Origin of the sequence: Streptococcus sp. FDAARGOS_192, from assembly GCF_002073815.2 — a bacterium.
Taxonomy (GTDB): domain Bacteria; phylum Bacillota; class Bacilli; order Lactobacillales; family Streptococcaceae; genus Streptococcus; species Streptococcus salivarius_H.
This window is the reverse complement of record NZ_CP020431.2, coordinates 845,427-870,455: the sequence shown is the minus strand read 5'-3', so window position 1 is coordinate 870,455 and position 25,029 is coordinate 845,427. Positions and strand designations below refer to the sequence as shown.

At 40.3% G+C, this 25,029-nt stretch carries 24 protein-coding genes; 20 read left to right on the top strand and 4 right to left on the bottom strand.

Annotation, left to right across the window (positions count from 1 at the left end; genetic code table 11):
- The first annotated feature begins 24 nt into the window (after nt 1-24).
- From gyrA to A6J31_RS05165, 5 genes are all read left to right on the top strand, one after another.
- Complete coding sequence (gene gyrA, locus A6J31_RS05185; protein WP_064521195.1) at nt 25-2,493, top strand: DNA gyrase subunit A; 2,469 nt, start codon at nt 25-27, stop codon at nt 2,491-2,493.
- Nucleotides 2,493-3,254, top strand: coding sequence for a class A sortase (locus tag A6J31_RS05180; protein ID WP_004182361.1), 762 nt, complete (start codon nt 2,493-2,495; stop codon nt 3,252-3,254). Before gyrA ends, A6J31_RS05180 begins: the two co-directional genes overlap by 1 nt.
- Nucleotides 3,255-3,291: 37 nt before the next feature.
- Nucleotides 3,292-3,693 (top strand): VOC family protein, encoded by a 402-nt coding sequence (locus A6J31_RS05175; protein WP_021144008.1) that lies wholly within the window; start codon nt 3,292-3,294, stop codon nt 3,691-3,693.
- 114 nt (nt 3,694-3,807) lie between these two features.
- Nucleotides 3,808-4,776: a DUF1002 domain-containing protein gene (locus tag A6J31_RS05170; protein ID WP_013990439.1), complete on the top strand. Its 969-nt coding sequence runs from the start codon at nt 3,808-3,810 to the stop codon at nt 4,774-4,776.
- Nucleotides 4,777-4,916: 140 nt separating this feature from the next.
- Entirely contained in the window at nt 4,917-6,179 is a 1,263-nt protein-coding gene (locus A6J31_RS05165; protein ID WP_080610597.1) for an NRAMP family divalent metal transporter, read from the top strand.
- A gap of 126 nt (nt 6,180-6,305) precedes the next feature.
- On the opposite strand, the gene A6J31_RS05160 is transcribed toward A6J31_RS05165, so the two are convergent.
- From A6J31_RS05160 to yghU, 4 genes are all read right to left on the bottom strand, one after another.
- Complete coding sequence (locus tag A6J31_RS05160) at nt 6,306-6,548, bottom strand: type B 50S ribosomal protein L31 (RefSeq protein ID WP_003093591.1); 243 nt, start codon at nt 6,546-6,548, stop codon at nt 6,306-6,308.
- 105 nt (nt 6,549-6,653) lie between these two features.
- On the bottom strand, nt 6,654-7,586 hold the full coding sequence (locus A6J31_RS05150; RefSeq protein ID WP_080610596.1) for an FAD:protein FMN transferase: 933 nt from the start codon (nt 7,584-7,586) through the stop codon (nt 6,654-6,656).
- A complete protein-coding gene (locus A6J31_RS05145) occupies nt 7,573-8,517 on the bottom strand; it encodes a DHH family phosphoesterase (protein WP_004182107.1) in 945 nt (314 codons plus the stop codon). Before A6J31_RS05145 ends, A6J31_RS05150 begins: the two co-directional genes overlap by 14 nt.
- A gap of 80 nt (nt 8,518-8,597) precedes the next feature.
- The gene (gene yghU / locus A6J31_RS05140; RefSeq protein ID WP_080610595.1) at nt 8,598-9,386 is read right to left on the bottom strand and encodes a glutathione-dependent disulfide-bond oxidoreductase; all 789 of its coding nucleotides are present in this window, start codon (nt 9,384-9,386) and stop codon (nt 8,598-8,600) included.
- Nucleotides 9,387-9,559: 173 nt separating this feature from the next.
- Here yghU and add point away from each other — a divergent pair, with 173 nt between their 5' ends.
- The 15 genes from add (at nt 9,560) to dltD (ending at nt 24,965) form a co-directional block, all read left to right on the top strand.
- Entirely contained in the window at nt 9,560-10,570 is a 1,011-nt protein-coding gene (gene add / locus A6J31_RS05135) for an adenosine deaminase (protein ID WP_080610594.1), read from the top strand.
- 184 nt (nt 10,571-10,754) lie between these two features.
- Nucleotides 10,755-11,351: a thymidine kinase gene (locus A6J31_RS05130; protein WP_021144015.1), complete on the top strand. Its 597-nt coding sequence runs from the start codon at nt 10,755-10,757 to the stop codon at nt 11,349-11,351.
- Between the two features lie 37 nt (nt 11,352-11,388).
- Nucleotides 11,389-12,468, top strand: a complete 1,080-nt coding sequence (gene prfA / locus A6J31_RS05125) for a peptide chain release factor 1 (RefSeq protein WP_004182370.1) — start codon at nt 11,389-11,391, stop codon at nt 12,466-12,468.
- A complete protein-coding gene (gene prmC / locus A6J31_RS05120) occupies nt 12,465-13,298 on the top strand; it encodes a peptide chain release factor N(5)-glutamine methyltransferase (RefSeq protein ID WP_080610593.1) in 834 nt (277 codons plus the stop codon). The genes prfA and prmC overlap by 4 nt, the downstream gene beginning before the upstream one ends.
- Entirely contained in the window at nt 13,285-13,890 is a 606-nt protein-coding gene (locus A6J31_RS05115) for an L-threonylcarbamoyladenylate synthase (protein WP_080610592.1), read from the top strand. Before prmC ends, A6J31_RS05115 begins: the two co-directional genes overlap by 14 nt.
- 92 nt (nt 13,891-13,982) lie before the next feature.
- Entirely contained in the window at nt 13,983-15,233 is a 1,251-nt protein-coding gene (gene glyA / locus A6J31_RS05110; RefSeq protein ID WP_002891158.1) for a serine hydroxymethyltransferase, read from the top strand.
- 5 nt (nt 15,234-15,238) lie between these two features.
- Nucleotides 15,239-16,216 carry a nucleoid-associated protein gene (locus tag A6J31_RS05105; RefSeq protein WP_080610591.1) on the top strand — a complete coding sequence of 326 codons (978 nt, stop codon included), beginning with the start codon at nt 15,239-15,241 and terminating at the stop codon, nt 16,214-16,216.
- A gap of 1 nt (nt 16,217) precedes the next feature.
- Nucleotides 16,218-16,829 carry a lysozyme family protein gene (locus A6J31_RS05100; protein ID WP_080610590.1) on the top strand — a complete coding sequence of 204 codons (612 nt, stop codon included), beginning with the start codon at nt 16,218-16,220 and terminating at the stop codon, nt 16,827-16,829.
- Nucleotides 16,830-16,859: 30 nt separating this feature from the next.
- Nucleotides 16,860-18,599 (top strand): ABC transporter ATP-binding protein, encoded by a 1,740-nt coding sequence (locus A6J31_RS05095; RefSeq protein WP_080610589.1) that lies wholly within the window; start codon nt 16,860-16,862, stop codon nt 18,597-18,599.
- Nucleotides 18,589-20,337 (top strand): ABC transporter ATP-binding protein, encoded by a 1,749-nt coding sequence (locus A6J31_RS05090; protein WP_080610588.1) that lies wholly within the window; start codon nt 18,589-18,591, stop codon nt 20,335-20,337. The genes A6J31_RS05095 and A6J31_RS05090 overlap by 11 nt, the downstream gene beginning before the upstream one ends.
- 175 nt (nt 20,338-20,512) lie before the next feature.
- Entirely contained in the window at nt 20,513-20,644 is a 132-nt protein-coding gene (locus tag A6J31_RS05085) for a teichoic acid D-Ala incorporation-associated protein DltX (RefSeq protein WP_002885174.1), read from the top strand.
- Between the two features lie 8 nt (nt 20,645-20,652).
- Complete coding sequence (gene dltA, locus A6J31_RS05080; RefSeq protein WP_014634613.1) at nt 20,653-22,203, top strand: D-alanine--poly(phosphoribitol) ligase subunit DltA; 1,551 nt, start codon at nt 20,653-20,655, stop codon at nt 22,201-22,203.
- Nucleotides 22,200-23,447: a D-alanyl-lipoteichoic acid biosynthesis protein DltB gene (gene dltB, locus A6J31_RS05075; protein WP_080610587.1), complete on the top strand. Its 1,248-nt coding sequence runs from the start codon at nt 22,200-22,202 to the stop codon at nt 23,445-23,447. The genes dltA and dltB overlap by 4 nt, the downstream gene beginning before the upstream one ends.
- A 17-nt stretch (nt 23,448-23,464) precedes the next feature.
- Nucleotides 23,465-23,704 (top strand): D-alanine--poly(phosphoribitol) ligase subunit DltC, encoded by a 240-nt coding sequence (gene dltC / locus A6J31_RS05070; protein ID WP_002891149.1) that lies wholly within the window; start codon nt 23,465-23,467, stop codon nt 23,702-23,704.
- Nucleotides 23,697-24,965: a D-alanyl-lipoteichoic acid biosynthesis protein DltD gene (dltD, locus tag A6J31_RS05065; RefSeq protein WP_080610586.1), complete on the top strand. Its 1,269-nt coding sequence runs from the start codon at nt 23,697-23,699 to the stop codon at nt 24,963-24,965. Before dltC ends, dltD begins: the two co-directional genes overlap by 8 nt.
- Nucleotides 24,966-25,029 lie beyond the last annotated feature (64 nt).

The window sequence follows — 25,029 nt, the reverse complement described above, 5'->3', positions numbered from 1 at the left end:
TGAAAGAAAAGAGGCATTTTTAGAGTGCAAGATAATAATTTAATTGACGTTAATTTGACGTCTGAGATGAAGACGAGCTTTATCGATTATGCCATGAGTGTTATCGTGTCTCGTGCTCTTCCAGATGTTCGTGACGGTTTAAAACCTGTACAACGTCGTATTCTTTATGGAATGAATGAGCTTGGGGTGACACCTGATAAGCCGCATAAAAAATCTGCCCGTATCACCGGGGATGTCATGGGTAAATATCACCCACACGGGGATTCATCTATCTATGAAGCCATGGTCCGTATGGCACAATGGTGGAGCTACCGTTACATGTTGGTTGATGGTCACGGGAACTTTGGTTCTATGGACGGAGATGGGGCTGCTGCTCAGCGTTATACTGAGGCGCGTATGTCTAAAATCGCCTTGGAAATGCTACGTGATCTTAACAAGAATACTGTAGATTTTCAAGATAACTATGATGGATCAGAACGTGAGCCAATTGTTCTTCCGTCACGTATTCCCAACCTTCTTGTCAATGGTGCGACAGGGATTGCCGTTGGTATGGCAACTAACATTCCACCACACAATTTGGCTGAAACGATTGATGCTGTCAAATTGATGATGGATAATCCTGAAGTCACAACACGTGAACTGATGGAAGTCCTTCCTGGACCCGACTTCCCAACTGGAGGTTTGGTCATGGGGAAATCTGGTATTCACCGTGCTTATGAGACTGGTAAGGGTTCTATTGTCCTTCGTTCGCGTACCGAAATTGAAACAACTAAATCAGGTCGTGAGCGTATTGTTGTCACTGAGTTTCCTTACATGGTCAATAAGACCAAGGTTCATGAACATATCGTTCGTTTAGCACAAGAAAAACGTATTGAGGGGATTACAGCAGTCCGTGACGAGTCTTCTCGTGAAGGGGTGCGCTTTGTCATCGAAGTGCGTCGTGATGCTTCGGCCAATGTTATCTTGAATAATTTGTTCAAATTAACGCAACTTCAGACTAATTTTAGCTTCAACATGTTGGCCATTGAAAAGGGTGTTCCTAAAATTCTTTCTTTGCGTCAAATCTTGGCTGACTATATTGCTCACCAACAAGAAGTTGTGGTCCGTCGTACACAGTTTGACAAGGATAAGGCTGAAGCACGTGCCCACATTTTAGAAGGTTTGCTGATTGCTCTTGATCATTTGGATGAAGTGATTACGATTATCCGTAACAGTCAAACTGATGCTGAGGCTCAAGCTGAGTTGATGGCTCGTTTTGAACTCACGGAACGTCAAAGTCAAGCTATTCTTGATATGCGTTTGCGTCGTTTGACAGGTTTGGAACGTGATAAGATTCAAAATGAGTATAATGATCTCCTTGCCTTGATTGCTGATTTAGCTGATATTTTGGCCAAACCAGAACGTGTCATTGCTATCATCAAGGAAGAATTGGACGAAAGCAAGCGTAAATTCGCAGATGCTCGTCGTACAGAACTTATGGTCGGAGAAGTCGTTTCTCTTGAAGATGAAGATCTCATCGAAGAAGAAGATGTTGTTATCACTCTTTCAAATAAGGGGTATATTAAACGTTTAGCCCAAGACGAGTTCCGTTCACAAAAACGTGGAGGACGTGGTGTCCAAGGTACTGGTGTTAACGATGATGACTTTGTTCGAGATATTGTCTCAACAAGTACTCATGATCACCTTTACTTCATGACTAATAAGGGGCGTGTATACCGTCTCAAGGGGTATGAAATCCCTGAGTATGGTCGTACAGCCAAAGGATTACCTATTGTCAATCTCTTGAAGTTAGATGAAGGTGAGACTATTCAAACAGTCATTAACGCTAAGAGTGATGAGGCATCTGAAAATAATCACCTTGTCTTTGTAACTCGCCAAGGTCTGGTTAAACGTACCAAAGAAGCAGAATTTAAGAACATTCGTCAAAACGGTTTGATTGCCTTGAAACTTAGAGAAGGTGACGAGCTAATTAATGTCTTCTTGACTACTGGTAATGAAGAAATTGTCATTGGTACCAAATTTGGTTACAGTGTACGCTTCAAAGAGGACACTATTCGAAGCATGAGCCGTATGGCTGCCGGTGTTAAAGGGGTAACTCTTCGTGATGGTGACCAAGTTGTTGGTGCAGCTGCTATTACAGAAGACCAAGAAGTCTTGATTATCACTGAAAAAGGTTACGGTAAGCGTACCTCAGCGACTGAATACCCAACGAAGGGACGTGGTGGTAAAGGTATCAAGACTGCTAATATCACAGAGAAGAATGGTAACCTGGCAGGTATTGTCACAGTGTATGGTGATGAGGATATCATGGTCATCACAGATACAGGTGTTATCATCCGTACTGCCGTTGCTAATATCTCTCAAACTGGTCGTGCAACTCAAGGGGTTAAGGTCATGCGTTTGGATGACTCTGCTCGTATTGTAACCTTTGCTTTAGTTGAGCCGGAAGAAGTAGAACAAGCTTCCGAAGACCAAGAAAGTGGTGACAACTAATGAGCAAAGATAAGAAAAATAAAGCAACAAAAAAACGCCGTAAGTGGCTGGATATTCTTCGCTGGGTGTTGATTGTCGTTCTCTTGGTTGTTGGTTTAGCCTTGATTTTCAATAAGTCTATTCGAAACACAGTAATTGCTTGGAATACAAATAAGTATCAAGTGAGCAAGGTTTCTAAAAAGACTATTGAGAAAAACAAGGAAGCTAAGACGAGCTTTGACTTTGATACCGTTAAATCAATTAGCACAGAGTCTGTCTTACAAGCACAGATGGATGCTCAAGAACTTCCAGTCGTTGGTGGCATTGCCATTCCAGAGGTGGGTATCAATCTTCCTATTTTCAAAGGACTTGGCAACACAGAGTTGACTTACGGTGCAGGAACTATGAAAGAAGACCAAGTCATGGGTGGTGAAAATAACTATTCACTAGCTAGTCACCACGTCTTTGGTATTGCTGGTGCATCTGACATGCTATTTTCACCACTAGATAAGGCTAAGGAAGGCATGAAAATTTATCTTACGGATAAAAATAAAGTCTATACTTATGTCATTAGTGAGGTCAAGGTTGTTCAACCAACTGAAGTAGCAGTGGTTGATGATACACCAGGCAAGTCTGAAGTTACTTTGGTAACCTGTACGGATGCTGAAGCAACTCAGCGTACAATCGTCAAAGGTGAATTGAAATCACAGGTAGATTTTGACAAGGCAAGTTCAGATATTATTGAGGCCTTTAATAAGTCATACAATCAATTTCAAAGTTAAGAAAGGGGCCTTAGGGCCTTTTTCTATGGAGGAAAATATGTTTTTAAATACAGTGCACCATGTTGCTATTATTGTTTCTGATTATGAGTTGTCTCGAGATTTTTATGTCGATAAACTTGGTTTTGAGATTATTCGGGAAAATCACCGTCCAGAACGTCATGATTATAAGTTAGACCTACGTTGTGGGGATATAGAACTTGAAATCTTTGGCAATAAGACCAGTGATCCGAACTATGTGAAGCCCCCTAAACGTCCGTCTTATCCTGAGGCCTGTGGCTTACGTCATTTAGCTTTCAGAGTGACTAATATTGAAGAGGTTGTCAAGAGTTTAGAAGAGAAGGGTATTTCCTGCCAACCTATTCGCAAGGACACTTTTACCGGTGAAAAGATGACTTTCTTTGCTGATCCAGATGGTCTTCCCTTGGAGTTGCACGAGTAGTTTTTTTGACCTTAATTTTTTAAGTCATGGTATAATAAATTCACGATTGGACTCGTACCCAGTCGTCCTTTAGGAGATTATGGAATAATATTCTATTTTCGAAAGGAAACACACATGAAATTGAAAAAACTTCTTGTTACTGGGATGGCTTTATTGGCTTCAGTAACAGCCTTCACTTCGGTTGCGCAAGCAGCAACATCATCGCAAGTCCAAAAGGTTATTGATGAATCTTATGTTCAACCAGACTATGTGATGGGTTATTCATTGTCGGAAGAGCAACGTAATGAAACCTTGAATTTGTTAGGGTATGACAGTAGTAAGGATACTAATGTCAAGACCTTGACGACATCTGCATATGCGAATATTATGAACGTTGCAGATGATTCTAGTCTTCAGCTATATTCTTCGGTTAAGATTGCTAAGCTTGGTGCTAAGGAAACCTTGAGTGTAGAGATTGTGACACCGCAAAATATCACGAAAATCACTCCAGATATGTACCGTAATGCTGCAACGACACTTGGTATCGAACATGCTAAGATTACCGTAGCAGCACCAATCGCAGTTACTGGAGAAAGTGCCTTGGCTGGTATTTACTATTCCCTTGAGCAAAATGGGGCTAAGGTTTCAGATGAAAGCAAAGAGCTTGCGCAGGAGGAACTTAAAACCCTTTCTCAAATTAATGAGGAAAATTCAGGCAAGAGTGACTATGATGCGGACAAGCTTAATGTAGCTATGACTGATATTAAGTCAGCAGTTGCTGATAAAGGGGATAAGTTGACTGAAGACCAAGCTAAAACGATTGTTCAGCAGACTATCAATAATTACAACTTGGATCTTTCTGATACGCAAATTAACCTTCTAGTGAATTTTGCTATGAATTTATCTAAGTCTTCAATCATTGACAGTGCTAGCTTTAAGTCAACCTTGAGTTCACTTAAAGATTCTATCGTTTCGAAAGCTGGTAATACCTTCTCTGGAATCAACCTAAACTTTAATGCCAACAAAGCGGTTGAGAACAGCAAAAATATCTTTGCACAAATTTGGCAAGCTATCGTTGATTTCTTTACAGGACTGTCTAAATAGTAAAAGAGCTATCCGTTTGGATGGCTTTTTTCTATTTTTCAGAAAATATGTGAAATGCTATTGAAATTATTCCAACAATTGTGTACAATGGTAAACATCAATTCAGATTATTCTGAAAATTTGTTTTAGGAGATTTTCTTATGTCAGAAACAAGTGTATCTAGTCAGTCTACCTGGCGTAGTAAAATAAAAGCAATGGGACCCGGTATCCTAATGGCCTCAGCGGCCGTAGGTGGTTCCCACATCGTTTCATCAACCCAAGCGGGTGGTTCTTATGGATGGGCCTTGCTAGGCTTGGTTATTCTTGCCAACCTCTTTAAATACCCATTCTTCCGTTTTGGTGCCGAGTATACCGCAGATACGGGTAAAACCCTCGTTGAAGGTTATGCTGAGAAAGGTAAATTCTATCTTTGGGTATTCTTCATTTTGAATGTCTTCTCAGCTTTGGTTAATACTGCGGGAGTTTCTATTCTTTGTTCAGCCATCATTGCTAGTGCCTTTCCAATGCTTGGTTTGAGTATTACCACATGGTCAATTATTTTGGTTGCCATTATCTGGGGTATGTTACTCTTTGGTGGTTACAAACTTCTTGATGGTATGGCTAAATGGATCATGTCAGCTTTGACTATTGCAACAGTAGCAGCAGTTATTATTGCGGCAATCAAACACCCAGAGTACAGTGCTGACTTCGTTGAAAAAACACCATGGCAGCTCGCAGCCCTTCCATTTATCGTTTCACTTCTTGGATGGATGCCAGCACCAATTGAAATTTCAGCCATTAACTCACTTTGGTCAGCTGAGAAAAAGAAAACTGTTGATTTCAACACTGATGATGCCCTCTTTGACTTTAACGTTGGTTACATCGGAACAGCTATTCTTGCGGTATTCTTTGTAGCACTCGGGGCTCTTATTCAGTATCCAACTGGTAAGCCTGTAGAAGCAGCATCAGCTAAGTATATTGCACAGTTTGTTGGTATGTACGCATCAGTACTTGGTGAGTGGTCACGCTATTTGATTACCTTTATCGCTTTCTTGTGTATCTTTGGTACTGTAATTACCGTTATTGATGGTTACTCACGTGTTAACGAAATTTCTCTTCGTCTTTTGTTTAACCAAAAAGAAAAAAATCAAACACCTTTGAATGTTTGGATGACCTTGACAGCTATTCTTGGTCTCATCATTATTTTCTTCTTCCAAGGTCAAGTAGCAACCATGCTTCGTTTCGCCATGATTGGTTCATTCCTTACAACACCTTTCTTTGCGCTTTTGAATTACGTACTTGTTACAAAAGAGAAGAAAGACCTTCCAACTTGGTTGAAAGGACTTGCTATTGCAGGTTTGATCTTCTTGTTCGGATTTGCTCTCTCCTTTATCTGGGCTTTGGCTATTGGTAAAGCAGGCTAATAGGATTAAACGGTTTCCATATGGAAGCTGTTTTTTTATTTTATAAAGATGGGAGTAGGAGAGTTTATACTCAAGAGCATACAAAAAAGCCATTCCAATCGGAATGGCTTAACAACAAGATGTTGCTTATTTGAGACCGTATTTTTTGTTGAAACGATCCACGCGTCCGTCTGCTTGTGTGAATTTTTGACGGCCAGTGTAGAATGGGTGTGAATCTGATGAAATTTCTACACGGATAAGTGGGTAAGTTTCACCTTCGAATTCAACTGTTTCATTTGAGTGTTTAGTTGAACCGCTAAGGAATTGGTAACCAGTAGTTGTGTCCATGAATACTACTTGACGGTAATCTGGATGGATATCTTTTTTCATGTTAAAATATTTCCTTTCTGCCATGGTACTTTCCGCACCATAGTTTTTTTAACTATTTTAGTTTATCAAAAGGTGGTCTTCTTGACAAGTCTTTTTTACTATTTTTTAGGAAATTCGCATTTTGTAAATGCCACCTGTCTGAAAGCAGTGATTATCTTTATCAACGATGATTGCTTCAAGCTCAGCTTGTGAACTAACTTCCTGGAAAATATGTTCGATACTAGAGCCAAATAAGCGGGTTGTCCAAATTTCACCATCCACTGAGAGGGATGAAATGATGGTAAGGCTGGCTAGGTCACTGAAGACTGGATAACCAGTCTGGCTATCAAAAATATGGTGGTAGGTTTTGCCATCTATCTCAAAAGTGCGTTCATAGATTCCCGAAGTGACAACAGACTGATCTTTTATAGCAAGCACCATAAGATTTGTATTTCTAGTCTCCTTAGGATTTTGAATACCAATTCGCCATTTTTGGTCAGGATTATGGAGAGCTGGTCCAAAGGTTAGGACATTACCTCCGAGATTGATTAGGGCGCTGGTTACTTTTTTAGCTTTAAGAAAATCTGCAATACGATCTGCAATATATCCCTTTGCCAGAGCACCAAGATCAATTTTCATCCCTTTTTCTTTGAGAAAAACACTTTGATTTTCCTCGGATAGAAGAATGGCGTTGGGATTGATGATATCTAGGAGCGGACGAATTTCTTCAGGAAGAGGCAGCTTAGCATCAGAAAAACCAATGCGCCAAGTCTGAATGAGAGGCCCAATAGCAATATTAAGGTGACTTCCAGGTTGGCAGCTATGCCATTTTCCAAGAGAAATAAGTTCAAAAAGCTCTGGGTGAACTGTCACCGGATGTAAGCCTGCTGCCTTGTTAATTTTCATGAGTTCGGAACTGTCGTCATTGGCTGAGAAGCGCTTATTGTAGGTATGTAGAAGTGCTTCAACTTGGTCTAGCAGGGGTTCTGGTTCTTTATGATAGATAGAGACGTCAATCACAGTTCCCATGAGACGTACACGACGATTAGTGAGTTGCATGGGCAACTGTATCCTTGATTTCTTGATAGATTTGTTCGTTTTCTTCTAAGCTGTAGGAATTGGCCCCACTAGCAAGTGGGTGGCCGCCACCATCATGGCGTTTGGCAATCTCGTTGATGACAATGCTTTTACTGCGTAGACGGACACGGTAATGCCCTTCAGGCTGCTCTACGAAAATAGCCCAAGATTCGACACAATCAATACGTCCTGGAGTGCCAACAATGGCAGAACTTTCAGCATCAGTGACATTGAATTCATCCAAAATCTTTCGTGTCAAGACAACTCGAGCTGCACCATTTTCATCTACTTCTAGATTATCGAAAACATAACCTTGTAGTTTAGCAATTTTGAAAGGAAAACTGTCCATACGACGAGCCATTGCTGCAAAATCAAAGTCGTATTCACGAAGTTTAGCCGCGATTTGAAGTGTTTTAGGAGTAGTAGATGGAAAGAGGAAGCGGCCTGTATCGCCAACAATACCATTGTAGAGAACACGCGCAGCGGCATCTGACAAGGAAAGGCCCAGGCTGAGGGCCCAGTCTGTCACAATTTCGCTGGCACTTGAAGCAGTCGTATCAACTAAGAGGAGGTCTCCGTAAGCATCATCGTTAGGATGATGGTCAATTTTGATAAGGAAGTCACCTTTATCATAACGATCGTCATCGATACGAGGGGTATTGGCTGTATCGGTAACAATAACAAGCGCCCCTTCATAATCTTGGTCAGCTACCTCATCCATCTCAGCAATCCAAGATAAGGTAGGCTCATTGACACCAGTCGCAAGAACCTTTTTATCTGGAAAGTTTGTTTTTAAAATTTCCTTCAGTCCTACCTGACTACCAATGGCATCTGGGTCAGGTCTTTGGTGGCGGTGAATAATAATAGTGTCGTAGGCTTTGATTTTTTCTAAAATAGCTTGAAATACAGTCATGAATGTCTCCTTGTGATTTTGCTTCTATTATATCATGAAACAATAGAAAAACGGTTGGCCTAGGCAAACCGTTATAAAAATTAGATATCTTTATAGTCGACTTCAAGTCCACGTTTAACCGCTGGACGGTCGGCAATTTTTTCAGTCCAAGCCTGAAGATGCTTGTATTCTTTAACATCAAGGAAAATACCAGCCTTGTCCCAAATCTTATCTTGAGCAAGACGGCCATACCAAGACCAGATGGCGATATCAGCGATAGTATACTCATCACCAGCAATATAAGGTTTGGTTGCTAATTCTTTATCAAGCAAATCAAGTTGGCGTTTGGCTTCCATGGCAAAACGGTTGATGGCATATTCGATTTTTTCAGGTGCATAGTGGAAGAAGTGCCCAAAGCCACCACCTAGGAAAGGCGCAGCACCTGTTTGCCAAAAGAGCCAGTTGAGAACTTCTGTACGTTTTGCGTGATCAGTTGGAATGAGTTTGTCAAATTTTTCAGCCAAGTAAAGGAGGATGTTAGCTGATTCGAAGACACGAACTGGTTGGTCTTCAGAGTAATCCATCATGGCTGGAATCTTTGAGTTTGGATTGATTGAAACAAAGTCTGAGCCGAATTGGTCACCGTCACCAATCTTAATACGATAAGCGTCATAACCCGCTTGAGTTACACCAAGTTCTTTCAATTCTTCCAGCATGATAGTTGCCTTGATACCATTTGGTGTCGGAAGAGTATAGAGTTGGAAAGGTTGGTCACCTTTAGGTAAAGTTTGTTCAAAACGTGCACCAGCTGTAGGTTGATTGAGGCCACCCCAGGCACCTCCCATAGAGGTTGGGTTTTCCCAAACTTCTGGTAAAATATAGTCAGACATAAAGTTTCTCCTTGTATTCTTGATAGTTACATCCTAACAAAATGCTAATGGCATTTCAAGAATCTACTACGTCCGATTAGACGCGACACCTTGACTTTTTCTATAAGAATGATAAGATAGTAAAAATTAATTTTTATCTGATAAAAACATATTGTTTAGAGAGGAAGAAAAGAATGACTGCTATTGATTTTCATAAGTTGGCTAAAACAGAATTACACTGCCATTTGGATGGTTCATTATCGTTGGAAACCATTCGTCACCTAGCTGACTTGGCACAGATTGAGTTACCTGAGGACGATACGGAGCTTAAACACCATGTGACAGCACCGGCTACCTGTGAGAGTCTTCTAGATTATCTTGAGGCTTTTGATTATATTCGTCCTTTGCTTCAAACAAAGGAAGCATTGACCATTGCGGCTTATGATGTTGCTAAACAGGCTGCTCTTGAAAATGTCATCTATATTGAAGTGCGTTTTGCTCCAGAATTGTCAATGGATAAGGGATTGACTGTCGCTGAGACCATTGATGCTGTTTGTCAAGGCTTACGTCAAGCCCAAGAAGAATTTGGTATTGTAGCCAAGGCCCTAGTTTGTGGTATGCGCCAATCAGATCAAGAATTAACGGCTCGTATTCTTGATGAAGCAAATGAAGTTGAAGATAGTGACTTTGTTGGTTTTGATTTTGCTGGAGATGAACATCATTATGGACCTAAAGCGATTAAACCTTTGATTGAACAAGTCCAAAGTTACAACCGTCCGATGACTTTTCATGCTGGTGAGTGTGGTTGCCCTGCCTTTTTGGCTGAGTCGATTGCCATGGGAATTAAGCGTAATGGCCATGCAACGATCTTGGCTCAGGAGCCTAAGCTTTTGGAAGAGTTTGTCAAAAATGGTGTCACAGGAGAGTTATGTTTAACAAGTAATCTCCAGACCAAGGCAGCCGTTACAGTTGCTGATTTTCCTTATCTAAAAATGAAAGCGGCAGGTGCTAATATTACCATTAATACGGACAATCGTACCGTTTCTGATACAAACCTGACCAAAGAGTACGAACTCTATCACAAGCATTTTGATAGCTCAGTTCAAGACTTCTATGCTCATAATAAGACAGCAATCGAAGCTTCATTTGCTAGTGATGAGGAGAAAGAAGAACTCCTTGAAAAATTGGCTAAAGCCTATTCATAAGAAGTTATTAGACTGGTAAAACTATATTAGGGTGATAAGATTGAGCCGTTTGAAACACAAGTTAAACCTATCATAAAAATAAGGGAGTGAGGCGAACTTTTTTCAAAAATTGTTCAGTCTCCCTCCCTTTTACGCTTGGAATTATGATAAAATAAGTACAATACATATTTTAGAGGAGACTGGTTTGGCACAACTTTATTTTCGCTACGGCACCATGAATTCTGGGAAATCCATTGAGATTCTTAAGGTTGCCTATAATTACGAAGAACAAGGAAAACCAGTGGTACTATTGACCAGTCGTTTGGATAATCGAGATGGGGTCGGCTATATCTCGAGTCGTATTGGCATGAAGCGGAAGGCCTATCCTATTGGTGATGATACGGATATTTTTGGTTACATTGCTAATATGGATCCACGACCTTACTGTGTTTTAGTTGATGAGGCACAGTTTTTGACCCGTGCGAATGTCTATGATTTGGCACGAATTGTTGATGAGTTAGATATCCCAGTGATGGCTTTTGGTCTCAAAAATGATTTTCAGAACAATCTCTTTGAAGGTTCTAAATATCTCTTGCTTTTGTCTGATAAGATTGATGAAATCAAGACCATTTGTCATTATTGCTCGAGAAAGGCAACCATGGTTCTTCGTATGGAGGATGGGAAGCCAGTTTATGAGGGAGCACAAGTTCAAATTGGAGGACACGAGAGTTATATCTCCGTTTGTCGAAAGCACTGGTTTAATCCCCCTCAAGAAAACATAATCCCTTTGAATAAGGCCTAAAAACGACTATTAGTTATATAAGGAGTAAAAATAACAAATGAACATTTATGATCAGTTACAAGCGGTTGAAGACCGTTATGAGGAATTGGGTGAATTGCTTAGTGACCCTGAAGTCGTTTCAGACACTAAACGTTTCATGGAGTTGTCACGTGAAGAGGCAAATACTCGTGAAACTGTTACAGCTTACCGTGAGTACAAGCAAGTCATTCAAAGTATCTCAGATGCTGAAGAGATGATTAAGGAAGCAAGCGGTGATCCTGATTTGGAAGAAATGGCTAAGGAAGAGCTTAAAGAATCTAAAGCCGCTAAAGAAGAGTATGAAGAACGTTTGAAAATTCTTCTCTTGCCAAAAGACCCTAATGATGACAAAAATATCATCCTCGAAATCCGTGGGGCTGCAGGTGGTGATGAAGCTGCCTTGTTTGCAGGTGACCTTTTAGCTATGTACCAAAAATACGCAGAGACACAAGGTTGGCGCTTTGAGGTCATGGAAGCCTCTTATAATGGTGTCGGTGGTATCAAAGAAGTGGTTGCCATGGTTTCAGGACAATCAGTCTACTCTAAACTCAAATATGAATCTGGAGCACACCGTGTGCAACGTGTGCCTGTGACTGAGAGCCAAGGTCGTGTTCATACCTCAACAGCAACTGTTTTGGTTATGCCAGAAGTTGAAGAAGTAGAGTACGAAATTGATCCTAAGGACCTTCGTGTCGATATCTATCACGCATCTGGTGCTGGTGGTCAGAACGTCAATAAAGTTGCGACTGCGGTTCGTATGGTTCACATTCCTACTGGAATCAAAGTAGAGATGCAAGAAGAACGTACACAACAGAAGAACCGTGATAAAGCCATGAAGATTATTCGTGCGCGTGTTGCGGACCACTTTGCACAGATTGCTCAAGATGAACAAGATGCTGAGCGTAAATCTACTGTTGGTACAGGGGATCGTTCAGAGCGTATCCGTACTTACAACTTCCCACAAAACCGTGTAACGGATCACCGTATTGGTTTGACCCTTCAAAAATTAGATACGATTTTGGCTGGGAAAATGGATGAAGTCATTGATGCTCTTGTTCTTTACGATCAAACTCAAAAATTGGAAGAGCTTAACAAATGATTTTAGCGGATGTTCTGGCTGACTATGAAAAGCAGCTTGAGGCTGTTGGAGAAGAGCCAGAGGCCCTTTCCTTTGTTTATCGTGGTTTGAAGCAATGGGACTTGACTCATTTTGTTCTTCAATTGCGTCAGGAAGTTTCAGAGGAGGATGCTGAGCTATTAGCTCATGCATTTAGCCAACTAAAGAATCACCAGCCTGCCCAGTATATCTTGGGCTATGAAGACTTTCATGGCTTACGTTTTCAGGTTGATGAGCGTGTCTTGATTCCACGCCCTGAAACTGAGGAATTAGTGGACTTGATTTTAGCGGAAAACCCAAGCACAGAGCTTAAGGTTCTTGATATTGGAACTGGGAGTGGTGCTATTTCGGTATCCCTGAAAAAGAGTCGTCCCCTTTGGCAAGTAACAGCTAGTGACTTGTCAGCTGATGCCTTAGTACTTGCTAAGGAGAATGCCAAGCAAAATCAGGTAGCCATCAGCTTTGTTCGATCAGATGTTTTCGAAAATATTTCTGGCAGTTTTGATATCATTGTGTCAAATCCTCCCTATATTTCTGAAAATGATAAGAACGAAGTTGGGGTCAATGTCTTGGCTAGCGAGCCAAAGATGGCCTTGTTTGCTGATGAAGAGGGACTTGCCATTTATAGACAGATTATTGAGGAGGCAGATAAGTATTTGACTCCTAGTGGAAAGCTCTACTTTGAAATTGGCTATAAGCAGGGAATGGATTTGAAAAAGCTCTTGTCTCTACATTTTCCTGATAAGCGAGTGCGTGTCCTTAAGGACCAATTTGGACAAGATAGAATGGTCGTGATTGATGATGAAAAGTAAGAAAGTGTTAAGAGAAATCTTGGCTGATGGTGGTGCAGTCGTTCTTCCTACAGAGACTGTCTATGGTTTATTTGCTAAGGCTATGGATGAGAGAGCTGTAAACCATGTCTATGAGCTGAAAAATCGTCCTAGAGATAAAGCTATGAATTTGAATGTCGCTTCTTATGAAGATATCCTGTCTTATTCAAAAGAGCAACCCAAATATTTGAAACAATTGTATGATGCTTTTTTGCCTGGACCTTTGACTATCATTTTAAAAGCTAATGATCGAGTCCCTAAGTGGATTAATTCAGGATTGGCGACAGTTGGCTTTCGTTTGCCAGATCATCCTGTCACTAGAGAACTGATTCAAGCAGAAGGGCCCTTGATTGGCCCCTCAGCCAATAAGTCTGGGAAGGCTAGTGGTCGTTATTTTGATCAAATAAGAGACCAATTTGATTTTCAGGTGACTGGCTATCAAGATGATGAAGCCTTGTTAGGTGTAGATTCGACAATTTTGGATTTGTCGGTCTCACCTGCTAGGATTCTCAGACAAGGGAAGATTACAAAAGAAGACCTATTGGCGGCTCTACCCGAGTTGACCATAGAATAAATGACTAACAGAGACCTATGGAAGTGTGAGATAATTTCCGACTGTATGTGGGTGAGTTGATTGAACCCCATTAGACCTCAAAGGAGACCTCTATGATTTTTGATAAAGAAGATTACAAAGCATTTGACCCTGAACTATGGAACGCCATCGATGCCGAGGCTGAACGTCAGCAAAACAATATTGAGTTGATTGCCTCTGAGAACGTGGTATCTAAAGCTGTAATGGCTGCTCAAGGAACACTCTTGACTAACAAGTACGCAGAAGGCTATCCAGGTAAACGTTACTATGGTGGTACAGACGTGATTGATGTGGTTGAGTCACTTGCTATTGAGCGTGCCAAAGAACTTTTTGGAGCAAAATTTGCCAACGTGCAACCTCACTCAGGTAGCCAAGCTAATGCAGCAGTATACATGTCTTTGATTCAACCAGGTGATACGGTTATGGGAATGGATTTGTCAGCGGGTGGTCACTTGACACATGGTGCACCAGTTAGCTTCTCTGGTAAGACTTATAACTTCGTGGCTTACAACGTTGATAAGGAAACTGAACTTCTTGATTACGATGCGATTCTGGCTCAAGCTAAAGAAGTACAACCAAAACTCATCGTGGCTGGAGCTTCAGCTTACTCACGTATCATTGATTTTGCTAAATTCCGTGAAATTGCTGATGCTGTAGGTGCTTACCTCATGGTAGATATGGCTCATATTGCAGGTCTTGTAGCGTCTGGTCATCATCCAAGTCCAGTTCCTCATGCACATGTGACAACAACAACAACCCACAAGACACTTCGTGGTCCTCGTGGTGGTTTGATTTTGACTGATGATGAAGATATCGCTAAGAAATTGAATTCTGCAGTCTTCCCTGGTTTGCAAGGTGGTCCTTTGGAACACGTTATTGCTGCTAAGGCTGTTGCTCTTAAAGAGGCACTTGATCCTGCCTTTAAGGAATATGGTGAAAATGTTATCAAGAATGCTGCTGCCATGGCTGACGTTTTCAATCAACATCCAGATTTCCGAGTTATTTCAGGCGGAACAAACAATCACCTCTTCTTGGTTGATGTGACTAAAGTTGTTGAAAATGGTAAAGTTGCACAAAACGTTCTTGAAGAAGTTAATATTACTTTGAATAAGAATGGTATTCCTTACGAGCAATTGTCTCCATTTAAGACATCAGGTATCCGTGTTGGTAGTCCAGCCATTACAAGTCGTGGTATGGGTGAAGCTGAGAGCCGTAAAATTGCTGAATTAATGGTTGAAGCTTTGGAAAATCACGATAAACCTGAAGTTTTGGAACGCATTCGTGGAGAAGTTAAAGCTCTTACAGATGCCTTCCCACTCTATTAAAAACTATGTTAGATTTATATATTAAACGCATTATCATTCACCAGTTTTCGCCAAATGATACGGAGCTGGTTTTAGCAGAAGGGCCTCTTGAAATAACGCCACGCTTAGATGAGTATTTTCGAAAGAAACTCTCTAAAGTTTTCTCTGATGAGGCTAAACGTGGCTATTTCGATGCAGAGAATGTTTTCATTAGTCATCTAGGAGATGATTTGATGGAAAGCTCAGTTAAGATTGCCCAACTTTGGAAGGAAGAATTTGTCATTTCTGAAGATCAAAAGACCAATGATTTGGTCTTTATTCAGTTTGACAAAGAAGGGCAAGAATATTTTGCTTTCTTGCGTATTGCTCTCAAGGACAGTTTGATTCATTCTTTGGGAGATAGCCAACATCCTATTCAATTGTCACAAAATAATTTGCCTTCTGCAGCCCAGACACCTGATGAAGCTTTGGTAATCAATCGTAGTAGTAAGCAGTATTATTTGATTGAAAAGCGAATCAAACATAATGGAAGCTTTGCCAATTATTTCTCTGAAAATCTGTTGCAGGTCCAGCCTGAACAATCTTTCAAGAAATCGATTAAGATGGTTGAAGACACTGCCCAGAAGATTGCCGAGAATTTTAATCAGGATGACTTTAATTTCCAAGGAAAAATGAAATCTGCTATTTTTAATAATTTGGAAGAAGACCAAGAGTTATCACCTGAAAAATTGGCAGACCAGCTCTTTGATAATAATTTGACAGCTCGTTTGACTTTTGTTGATGAGCTCAAAGAGGCCATACCTGAGCCTATCTCGGTATCAGATATTGACCATTCGCGTCAAATTAAGAAATTGGAGAATCAAAAATTATCGTTATCGAACGGAATTGAGTTAATCGTGCCTAATAATGTGTATCAGGATGCTGATAGTGTTGAGTTTATTCGAAATCCTGATGGCACCTACTCTATTCTCATCAAAAATATCGAGGATATCATCAATAAATAATATGTTTAAATGGATAAGACGTCTGGCGGTTTTTGTCGTAGTCCTCATCATAGGTATCCAATGCTATCGAATCCATGCCAATATTCAACATGTCTTAACCTATGAATCCATGGTTAAGGAGGTTTTGGCTGAGGACGACATTGATAATACAACCAATGTCGATTTGGTTCTGGCTATGATCTACACAGAAACCAAGGGGAAGACAGATGACGTGATGCAGTCCAGTGAAAGTTCTACAGGGGTGACCAACTCCATAACAGATCGAAAAGAAAGTATTCGTCAAGGGGTGACGGTGCTGTCGGAAAATCTGGAAGAAGCTGCCCACCATAAGGTGGATCCTTGGACAGCAGTACAAGCCTATAATTTTGGTAAGGCCTATATCGATTATGTGGCTGATAATGGTGGAGTGAACACCGTCGAACTCGCAAAGGCTTACTCTAAAAATGTCGTTGCTCCGAGTCTAGGAAACACTAGCGGGCAAGCATACACCTATTACCAACCAGTTGCCATGTATTATGGTGGCGGAAAACTTTATACAAATGGCGGAAATATTTACTACGCTAAGGAAGTACAGTTTAATCTCTTTTTGATGCGTATGTTCTCACGCCTCTAAGAGTGAGGACGTTAAACTTAGGAAAGACAAATGAAAGCATTATTAGTTTATTTTAGAGGATACGTCAAAGACAGTATCCTGGGACCCGTTTTTAAATTAATCGAAGCCAGTTTCGAACTCTTGGTCCCTCTAGTAATTGCTGGAATTGTCGACACAACTATTCCAAATAAAGACCAAAATCATCTGTTTATGATGATTTTTCTCTTGTTCGGACTTGCCGTTATTGGGGTTGTTGTTGCTATTTCAGCACAGTATTTTTCATCCAGAGCAGCAGTTGGCTATGCCCGAGGTTTAACCAATGATTTGTATGTGAAAATCATGCGTTTATCAAAGGAAAAGCGGGATGAGATTGGAACGTCAAGTTTGGTGACACGTTTGACTGGTGATACCTTTCAAATTCAAACGGGTATCAATCAATTTTTGAGGCTCTTTTTGAGGGCGCCAATTATCGTGACAGGAGCCATTATTATGGCATTCCGTATCAGTTCACGTTTGACCCTATGGTTTCTTGGCATGGTCTTGGTATTGACCCTTATTATTGTACTAGCCAGTCGCATCGTCAATCCTTTATATGCCAAGATTCGAGTAATTAATGAGTCAATTGTTACCAATACGCGTCAACAACTTGAAGGTATGAGGGTTATTCGGGCTTTTGATCAAAGTGAGCGTGAATTAGATAACTTTACTGCTGTTAATAAAGACTTGAAGAAGTGGCAGCTCAAAACAGGAGTGATAGCAAGTCTCATTAGTCCTTTGACTTTCTTGGTTGTTAATATGACCTTGATTGCTATCCTTTGGCAAGGAAATCTACAAATTCAAGGTGGACTTTTGTCTCAAGGGATGCTGATTGCTCTGGTCAATTATCTCTTGCAAATTTTGACGGAGCTTCTTAAATTAGCCATGATGTTGACCAATCTGAATCAAAGTTTTATTTCAGCGAAGCGAGTACAAGCTATTTTTGAACTCCAAGATGAGGATATTGAGGCACCTTTAGAAGTTCGAACTTCTAGTCAGGCTTCCACGGTGCTAGCTATTGATCAGATGACCTTTACCTATCCTACAGCTAGTTCGCCATCACTTCAAGAGATTCATGTAAGTCTTACTCAAGGTCAGTCACTAGGTATTATTGGTGGTACAGGTTCAGGTAAATCGACATTGGTGAACTTAATCATGAACTTATATCAGCCTCAGATTGGTTCATTAGCTATTTTCAAAGATCAAAAATCACCAAAAAAACTTAAAGAGTGGCGTTCTTGGGTTGCCTATGTCCCGCAAAAAGCTGAGTTATTTAGAGGAACCATTCGTTCAAACTTGTCATTAGGACTTGACTACGAACCGAGTGAGCAAGAACTCTGGCATGCGCTTGACATGGCTCAGGCTGCTGATTTTGTAAGAGATAAGGACCTTGGTTTAGATGAGCCAGTTGAGTCATTTGGCCGTAATTTTTCGGGGGGTCAACGTCAACGTTTGACTATTGCGCGTGCGCTGATGAGACCAGCACCATTCTTGATTTTGGATGACTCCACCTCAGCCCTAGATTACTTGACTGAAAGTCGCCTACTAGCGGCTATCAGAGACAATCTTAAATCAACGAGTTTGATTATTATTTCGCAAAGAACAAATAGTCTAAAAGCTGTTGATCAAATTTTGGTGCTTGATAAGGGACATCAAGTTGGCTTGGGTAATCATGAAGAATTGCTTGCCACAAATAAACTTTATCAAGACATTCATTATTCTCAACACCAAAAGGAGGTCGCTGATGAAGGCTAGAAATAATAAATCAACGCTTAAACGTTTAAGTAGAGATATCTTAAGTCAGCGTTACCTCTTTGCCTTAGCAACTGTTGGGACCATTATTCAAGTTGCCTTAACGGTTTACTTACCTATCTTAATTGGTGATGCAGTGGATGCTGTTCTTAAGATGAACGCCGTTCTATTGATGTCACGTTTAATTTGGCAGATGCTTGTAGTTATCTTAGCTAATAGTGCAATCCAGTGGCTTAACCCTTTGATTTATAATCGATTAATTTATTCATATAGCGAAAGTTTACGTGAACGAGTCATGATGAAAATTCATGCTATGCCTCTTAGTTACCTTGATCGTCAAGGAACTGGAGACATGGTTAGCCGTGTGACTACAGATAGCGATCAGTTAAACAACGGACTTCTCATGGTCTTTAACCAATTTTTCGTTGGGCTTTTGACTATCTTTGTCATAATCATTACCATGGCTCGCTTAGACTGGTTCATGATGCTCTTAGTTCTAGTGATGACGCCTCTGTCAATGCTTGTGGCACGTTTTATCGCAAAGAAGAGCTATCAACTCTATCGCAATCAAACTAAATGGCGAGGTATGCAGACTCAGTTGATTGAGGAAAGTCTGACTCAAGAAGTTTTAGTACAGAGTCTAAATGCTCAAGACCAGATGGTTAGGAGTTTTAAAGACGTCAATGGTAAGTATGCTGATTATTCACAGGGTGCTATCTTTTATTCGTCAGCGGTTAACCCAGCTACACGTTTTGTCAATAGTCTGATCTATGCTCTTATTGCAGGTGTTGGTGCTTATCGAATCATGTCGGGTGGCGCTTTTACAGTGGGACAATTGACTACCTTCCTAAATTATGTGACTCAGTATACCAAACCTTTTAATGATATCTCATCCGTTCTATCTGAACTTCAAAGTGCTTTGGCCTGTGCTGATCGGCTTTATATGATATTGGATGAAGAGGAAATAACAGAAACAGGTAAGGTGGTCTTAGAAGAAGCAGATGTGAAGGGACGTTTTCAATTTGACCATGTCCAGTTTGGCTATTTGCCTAATAAACCTCTTATCAAGGATTTGAGCATTGATATCCCTGCCGCAAGTACTGTTGCCATTGTTGGTCCAACAGGAGCGGGAAAATCTACCTTGATTAACCTGCTTATGCGTTTCTATGATTTGGACAAGGGGAACATTCTACTGGACGGTAGACCTATTACAGATTATACTCGTGAGAGTCTTCAGAAACAGATTGGGATGGTCTTGCAGGAAACTTGGCTTGAGGTCGGTACTATTCATGATAATATTGCCTATGGAAATCCAGAAGCCAGTCGTGAAGAAGTTATAGCAGCGGCCAAGGCTGCCAATGCTGATTTCTTTATTCAGCAGTTGCCTCAAGGCTACGACACCTACTTGAATGATGCGGGGCAATCCCTTTCTCAGGGACAACGTCAGCTTTTGACCATTGCTCGCATATTTGTCAATGTGCCTAAAATCTTAATTTTGGATGAAGCCACTTCTAGTATCGATACTCGTACAGAGCTTCTCATTCAAGAGGCCTTCGCTAAATTAATGAAATGTCGAACAAGTTTCATCATTGCCCATCGATTATCTACCATAGAGAATGCGAACCTTATTTTGGTCATGAATAATGGAGATATCGTTGAACACGGAACCCATGAACAACTGATGCAAGCTAAGGGAATGTACTATCGTATGCAGACGGCCCAAAAGACACAAAATAGTTAAATCCGACAGAGCTTTTAAGCTCTGTTTTTTATGATTTTAGCCAATCATTTATCACGGAAGCTTATTAATGAAAAAGAAATGAAATTTAGTTATTTTTTCTTTTTTATTGGAAAAAATACTGATAAGATGGTAAACTAAAGAGGGTATTATATAAAAAAAGGTATCGAAAATTAGAATGTTAAAACATAAAAACGTCCTAGTGTTTTTAGGACAAACCTTGCTTTATTTCGCCATTTTTATGGCCCTAATTTATCTCTACAATTACCTAGGACAAGGTCAAGGTAATTTTATCTATAACGAATTTTAGGAAGAATAATGACGAATACAAAAATTAAAGATATGATCGAAACGATTGAGCAGTTTGCTCAATCACAACCTGACTTTCCTGTTTACAATATTTTAGGGGAAGTTCACACTTACGGTGACTTAAAAGCTGACTCGGATAGCCTAGCTGCCAAGATTGATAGTCTTGATATTCCAGAAAAATCACCTGTTGTGGTTTATGGCGGTCAAGAGTATGAAATGTTGGCAACTTTTGTCGCTTTGACTAAATCTGGTCACGCTTATATTCCAATTGATAGTCACTCAGCTCTTGAGCGCGTGACGGCTATCGTTGAAGTAGCAGAGCCTAGTCTGATTATTGCTATCAATGACTTCCCACTTGAGGAAGTCCAAGCTCCAATTCTAACATTGGATCAAGTGACAACAGCTTTTGAAAGCAAGACTAGCTACGAAGTGACTCATCCTGTTAAGGGGGATGATACTTATTACATCATCTTCACATCAGGAACTACAGGTAAGCCTAAAGGGGTCCAAATTTCACACAATAATCTCCTTAGTTTCACCAACTGGATGATTACGGATAAGGAATTTGCGACTCCAAAACGTCCACAAATGCTGGCTCAACCGCCTTATTCATTTGACCTATCGGTAATGTACTGGGCACCTACATTGGCACTTGGAGGAACACTCTATGCGCTTCCTTCAGCTATTACACAGGACTTCAAGAAGCTCTTTGAAACGATCTTCTCACTTCCAATTGCCATTTGGACATCAACACCATCTTTTGCAGATATGGCAATGTTGTCTGAAGACTTCAATTCAGAAAAGATGCCAGAAATTACGCATTTCTATTTTGACGGAGAAGAGTTGACTGTCAAGACTGCTCAAAAGCTTCGCCAACGTTTCCCAGAAGCACGTATTATCAATGCTTACGGACCAACTGAAGCAACTGTAGCCTTATCAGCAGTAGCAGTAACTGATGAGATGCTGGCTAACCTTAAGCGTTTGCCGATTGGTTATACCAAGGAAGATTCACCGACTTATATTATCGATGAGGATGGCAATATCCTTCCAAATGGTCAACAAGGTGAAATCATCGTCTCAGGACCAGCAGTTTCAAAAGGATATATGAACAATCCTGAAAAGACTGCGGAAGCCTTCTTCGAGTTTAATGGCCTTCCTGCTTACCATACTGGTGATGTAGGAACGATGACTGATGAAGGTCTCCTTCTTTACGGTGGTCGTATGGACTTCCAGATTAAATTTAATGGTTTCCGTATTGAGTTAGAGGATGTTTCACAAAACCTTAATAAGTCTAAGTATATTGATTCAGCAGTAGCTGTGCCACGTTACAATAAAGACCATAAGGTTCAGAACCTCTTGGCTTATGTGATTCTTAAGGATGGTGTTCGTGAGCAGTTTGAACGTGAAATTGATATCACCAAGGCGATTAAGGCTGACTTAGAAGATATCATGATGTCTTACATGATGCCTACTAAGTTCCTCTATCGTGAGAGCTTGCCTTTAACACCAAATGGGAAAATCGATATCAAGGGTCTTATCAGTGAGGTTAACAACCGATGATTGACTTCTTGAAACAGCTCCCCCATTTAGAAGCCTACGGTAATCCCTTCTATTTTATCTATCTTGGATTAGCTCTATTGCCAATCTTTGTGGGTCTCTTCTTTAAAAAGCGTTTTGCGATTTATGAGTGTTTGGTAAGTCTAGCCTTTATTGTTCTCGCTCTGACAGGAACACATGCTAGCCAATTACTAGCCTTACTCTTCTATATTGTTTGGCAAATCATCTGGGTTTATTCCTACAAACATTACCGCAGTAAAAAGGACAATAAATGGGTTTTCTATTTACACTCATTTCTTGTAGTCCTTCCCTTGATTTTTGTTAAGGTAGAGCCTGCGATAAATGGTACTCAGTCAGTCTTAAACTTTCTTGGTATTTCTTACTTGACCTTCCGATCAGTTGGTATGATTATCGAGATGCGGGATGGTGTCCTTAAAGAGTTTACACTTGGAGAATTTCTCCGATTCATGCTCTTTATGCCAACCTTTACGAGTGGTCCTATTGATCGCTTCAAACGCTTTAACGAAGATTACCAGGCGATTCCTGAGCGAGACGAGCTGATGAATATGTTGGAGCAAGCTGTAAAATATATCATGCTTGGTTTTCTCTATAAATTTGTCTTGGCTCAAATTTTTGGAAGTATGCTTTTACCTTCACTGAAAACACAAGCTTTAGCTCAAGGTGGTATCTTTAATTTACCAACACTTGGTGTCATGTATGTTTTCGGTTTTGATCTCTTCTTTGACTTTGCGGGTTACTCGATGTTTGCCTTGGCAGCATCAAACCTTATGGGGATAAAGAGCCCAATCAACTTTGACAAACCTTTCATCTCACGAGACTTGAAAGAATTTTGGAATCGTTGGCATATGAGTTTGTCTTTCTGGTTCCGTGACTTTGTCTTTATGCGTTTGGTTATGGTTTTGATGCGAAACAAGGTTTTCAAAAACCGTAACACGACTTCAAATGTGGCCTATGTCATTAATATGATGGTTATGGGATTCTGGCATGGGGTTACTTGGTACTACATTGCTTATGGTATTTTCCATGGTATTGGTCTAGGAATCAATGATGCCTGGTTACGTAAGAAGAAGACTATTAATAAAGAGCGTAAGAAAGCTGGTCTTGAGCCACTTCCTGATAATAAATGGACGAAGGCTTTGGGAATCTTTATTACATTTAACACTGTTATGTTGTCATTCTTGATTTTCTCTGGATTCTTGAATGACCTCTGGTTCACTAAAAAATAAGTAAAGGAATTATAAAAATGGATGTAAAATCAGAAGTTATTGAAATTATTGATGAACTCTTCATGGAAGATGTTTCAGACATGATGGATGAAGACCTTTTCGATGCTGGTGTTCTTGATTCTATGGGAACAGTTGAGCTTATCGTTGAATTGGAATCACGTTTCGATATTCGTGTGCCAGTTTCAGAATTTGGTCGTGATGACTGGAACACAGCTAATAAGATTGTTGAAGGGGTAACGGAGCTTCGCAATGCTTAAGCGTTTATGGCAAATTTTTGGCCCTATAATCTGTGCCTTAGTCTTGGTAGTAGTAGTTATTTTTTCCTACCCTCAAGGCAGAAAACATAGTTATGAGGTTGAAAAACGTAACGCGGTAACCTTGACAACTGAGAACTTTAAGAGCCGTATTAATAAGACGACAGCTCTTTCTGATAAGAATCATCGATTTGTCCCTTTCTTTGGGTCTAGTGAGTGGTTGCGTTTTGATGCCCTTCATCCAGCTGTTTTAGCTGAAAAATATGACCGTAACTATCGCCCATATTTTATTGGACAACGTGGGGCTGCCTCTCTAAACCAATATTTGGGAATGCAACAAATGCTTCCCGAATTGAAAAATGGGACAGCAGTCTATGTCTTGTCACCACAGTGGTTTACTAAAAAAGGTTACAATTCTGCGGCTTTCCAGCAGTTCTACAATAACGACCAACTTAGTAGTTTCTTAAGTCAAAATCAGACGGATGCAAATTCTCAATATGCTGCTCAGCGTATCTTAGAGATGAAGCCTGAGATTACTATGAAATCTCAACTTTCTAAAGTGGCTAAGGGGCAAGAGTTAAATTCACTTGATAAGACTTATATTCAATTTATGGCAGAGCTTAATAAGCGAGAAGATGCCTTGTTTAGTCCTTTAGCAGCATCAAATAACGCTAATTACGAGAAGAAAGTTCTTCCTTATCTTAAAGAGTTGCCAGACAAGCTCTCTTATGAGGCACTTGATCAGGTTGCTGTAAGAGATGCAGAAGCTCATACTAAGTCAAACGACTTTGGTATCGATGACCGTTTCTATAAGAAACGTTTGTCTAAGAAGATTGGTAAACTTAAAGGTTTCCAGAAAAATCTTTCTTATGAAGTTTCACAAGAATACGGTGACCTACAGTTGGTGCTAAATCAATTTGCTAAGTCAAATACTAATGTCATTTTTGTCATCCCACCTGTTAATAGCAAGTGGATGGCTTATACGGGACTTAGTCAAGAAATGTATGATGCTACGGTTTCTAAAATCCGTTATCAATTGGAAAGTCAAGGCTTTACCAATATTGCAGACTTCTCAAAAGATGGAGATCAACCTTACTTTATGCAAGACACCATTCATATGGGATGGAAAGGGTGGGTAGCCTTTGACAAGGCTGTTGATCCATTTGTAAGTAATCCAACACCTGCACCTAGCTATAACTTGAACGACCGCTTTTATAGTAAGGATTGGGCAGGTTATACAGGGACTCCTAGTCAATTTAAGTAGTGTTACTTAATAAATCAAAAAGGCTTGTTAAAGCCTTTTTATGTTATGATCTTTCCACGGTATT

Bases quoted from the DNA above. Each gene is read 5' to 3' on its own strand.
- A6J31_RS05180 (WP_004182361.1), top strand. From the start codon at position 2,493: ATGAGCAAAGATAAGAAAAATAAAGCAACAAAAAAACGCCGTAAGTGG.
- A6J31_RS05175 (WP_021144008.1), top strand. From the start codon at position 3,292: ATGTTTTTAAATACAGTGCACCATGTTGCTATTATTGTTTCTGATTAT.
- A6J31_RS05170 (WP_013990439.1), top strand. From the start codon at position 3,808: ATGAAATTGAAAAAACTTCTTGTTACTGGGATGGCTTTATTGGCTTCA.
- A6J31_RS05165 (WP_080610597.1), top strand. From the start codon at position 4,917: ATGTCAGAAACAAGTGTATCTAGTCAGTCTACCTGGCGTAGTAAAATA.
- A6J31_RS05160 (WP_003093591.1), bottom strand. From the start codon at position 6,548: ATGAAAAAAGATATCCATCCAGATTACCGTCAAGTAGTATTCATGGAC.
- A6J31_RS05150 (WP_080610596.1), bottom strand. From the start codon at position 7,586: ATGCAACTCACTAATCGTCGTGTACGTCTCATGGGAACTGTGATTGAC.
- A6J31_RS05145 (WP_004182107.1), bottom strand. From the start codon at position 8,517: ATGACTGTATTTCAAGCTATTTTAGAAAAAATCAAAGCCTACGACACT.
- yghU (WP_080610595.1), bottom strand. From the start codon at position 9,386: ATGTCTGACTATATTTTACCAGAAGTTTGGGAAAACCCAACCTCTATG.
- add (WP_080610594.1), top strand. From the start codon at position 9,560: ATGACTGCTATTGATTTTCATAAGTTGGCTAAAACAGAATTACACTGC.
- prfA (WP_004182370.1), top strand. From the start codon at position 11,389: ATGAACATTTATGATCAGTTACAAGCGGTTGAAGACCGTTATGAGGAA.
- prmC (WP_080610593.1), top strand. From the start codon at position 12,465: ATGATTTTAGCGGATGTTCTGGCTGACTATGAAAAGCAGCTTGAGGCT.
- A6J31_RS05115 (WP_080610592.1), top strand. From the start codon at position 13,285: ATGATGAAAAGTAAGAAAGTGTTAAGAGAAATCTTGGCTGATGGTGGT.
- glyA (WP_002891158.1), top strand. From the start codon at position 13,983: ATGATTTTTGATAAAGAAGATTACAAAGCATTTGACCCTGAACTATGG.
- A6J31_RS05105 (WP_080610591.1), top strand. From the start codon at position 15,239: ATGTTAGATTTATATATTAAACGCATTATCATTCACCAGTTTTCGCCA.
- A6J31_RS05100 (WP_080610590.1), top strand. From the start codon at position 16,218: ATGTTTAAATGGATAAGACGTCTGGCGGTTTTTGTCGTAGTCCTCATC.
- A6J31_RS05095 (WP_080610589.1), top strand. From the start codon at position 16,860: ATGAAAGCATTATTAGTTTATTTTAGAGGATACGTCAAAGACAGTATC.
- A6J31_RS05090 (WP_080610588.1), top strand. From the start codon at position 18,589: ATGAAGGCTAGAAATAATAAATCAACGCTTAAACGTTTAAGTAGAGAT.
- A6J31_RS05085 (WP_002885174.1), top strand. From the start codon at position 20,513: ATGTTAAAACATAAAAACGTCCTAGTGTTTTTAGGACAAACCTTGCTT.
- dltA (WP_014634613.1), top strand. From the start codon at position 20,653: ATGACGAATACAAAAATTAAAGATATGATCGAAACGATTGAGCAGTTT.
- dltB (WP_080610587.1), top strand. From the start codon at position 22,200: ATGATTGACTTCTTGAAACAGCTCCCCCATTTAGAAGCCTACGGTAAT.
- dltC (WP_002891149.1), top strand. From the start codon at position 23,465: ATGGATGTAAAATCAGAAGTTATTGAAATTATTGATGAACTCTTCATG.
- dltD (WP_080610586.1), top strand. From the start codon at position 23,697: ATGCTTAAGCGTTTATGGCAAATTTTTGGCCCTATAATCTGTGCCTTA.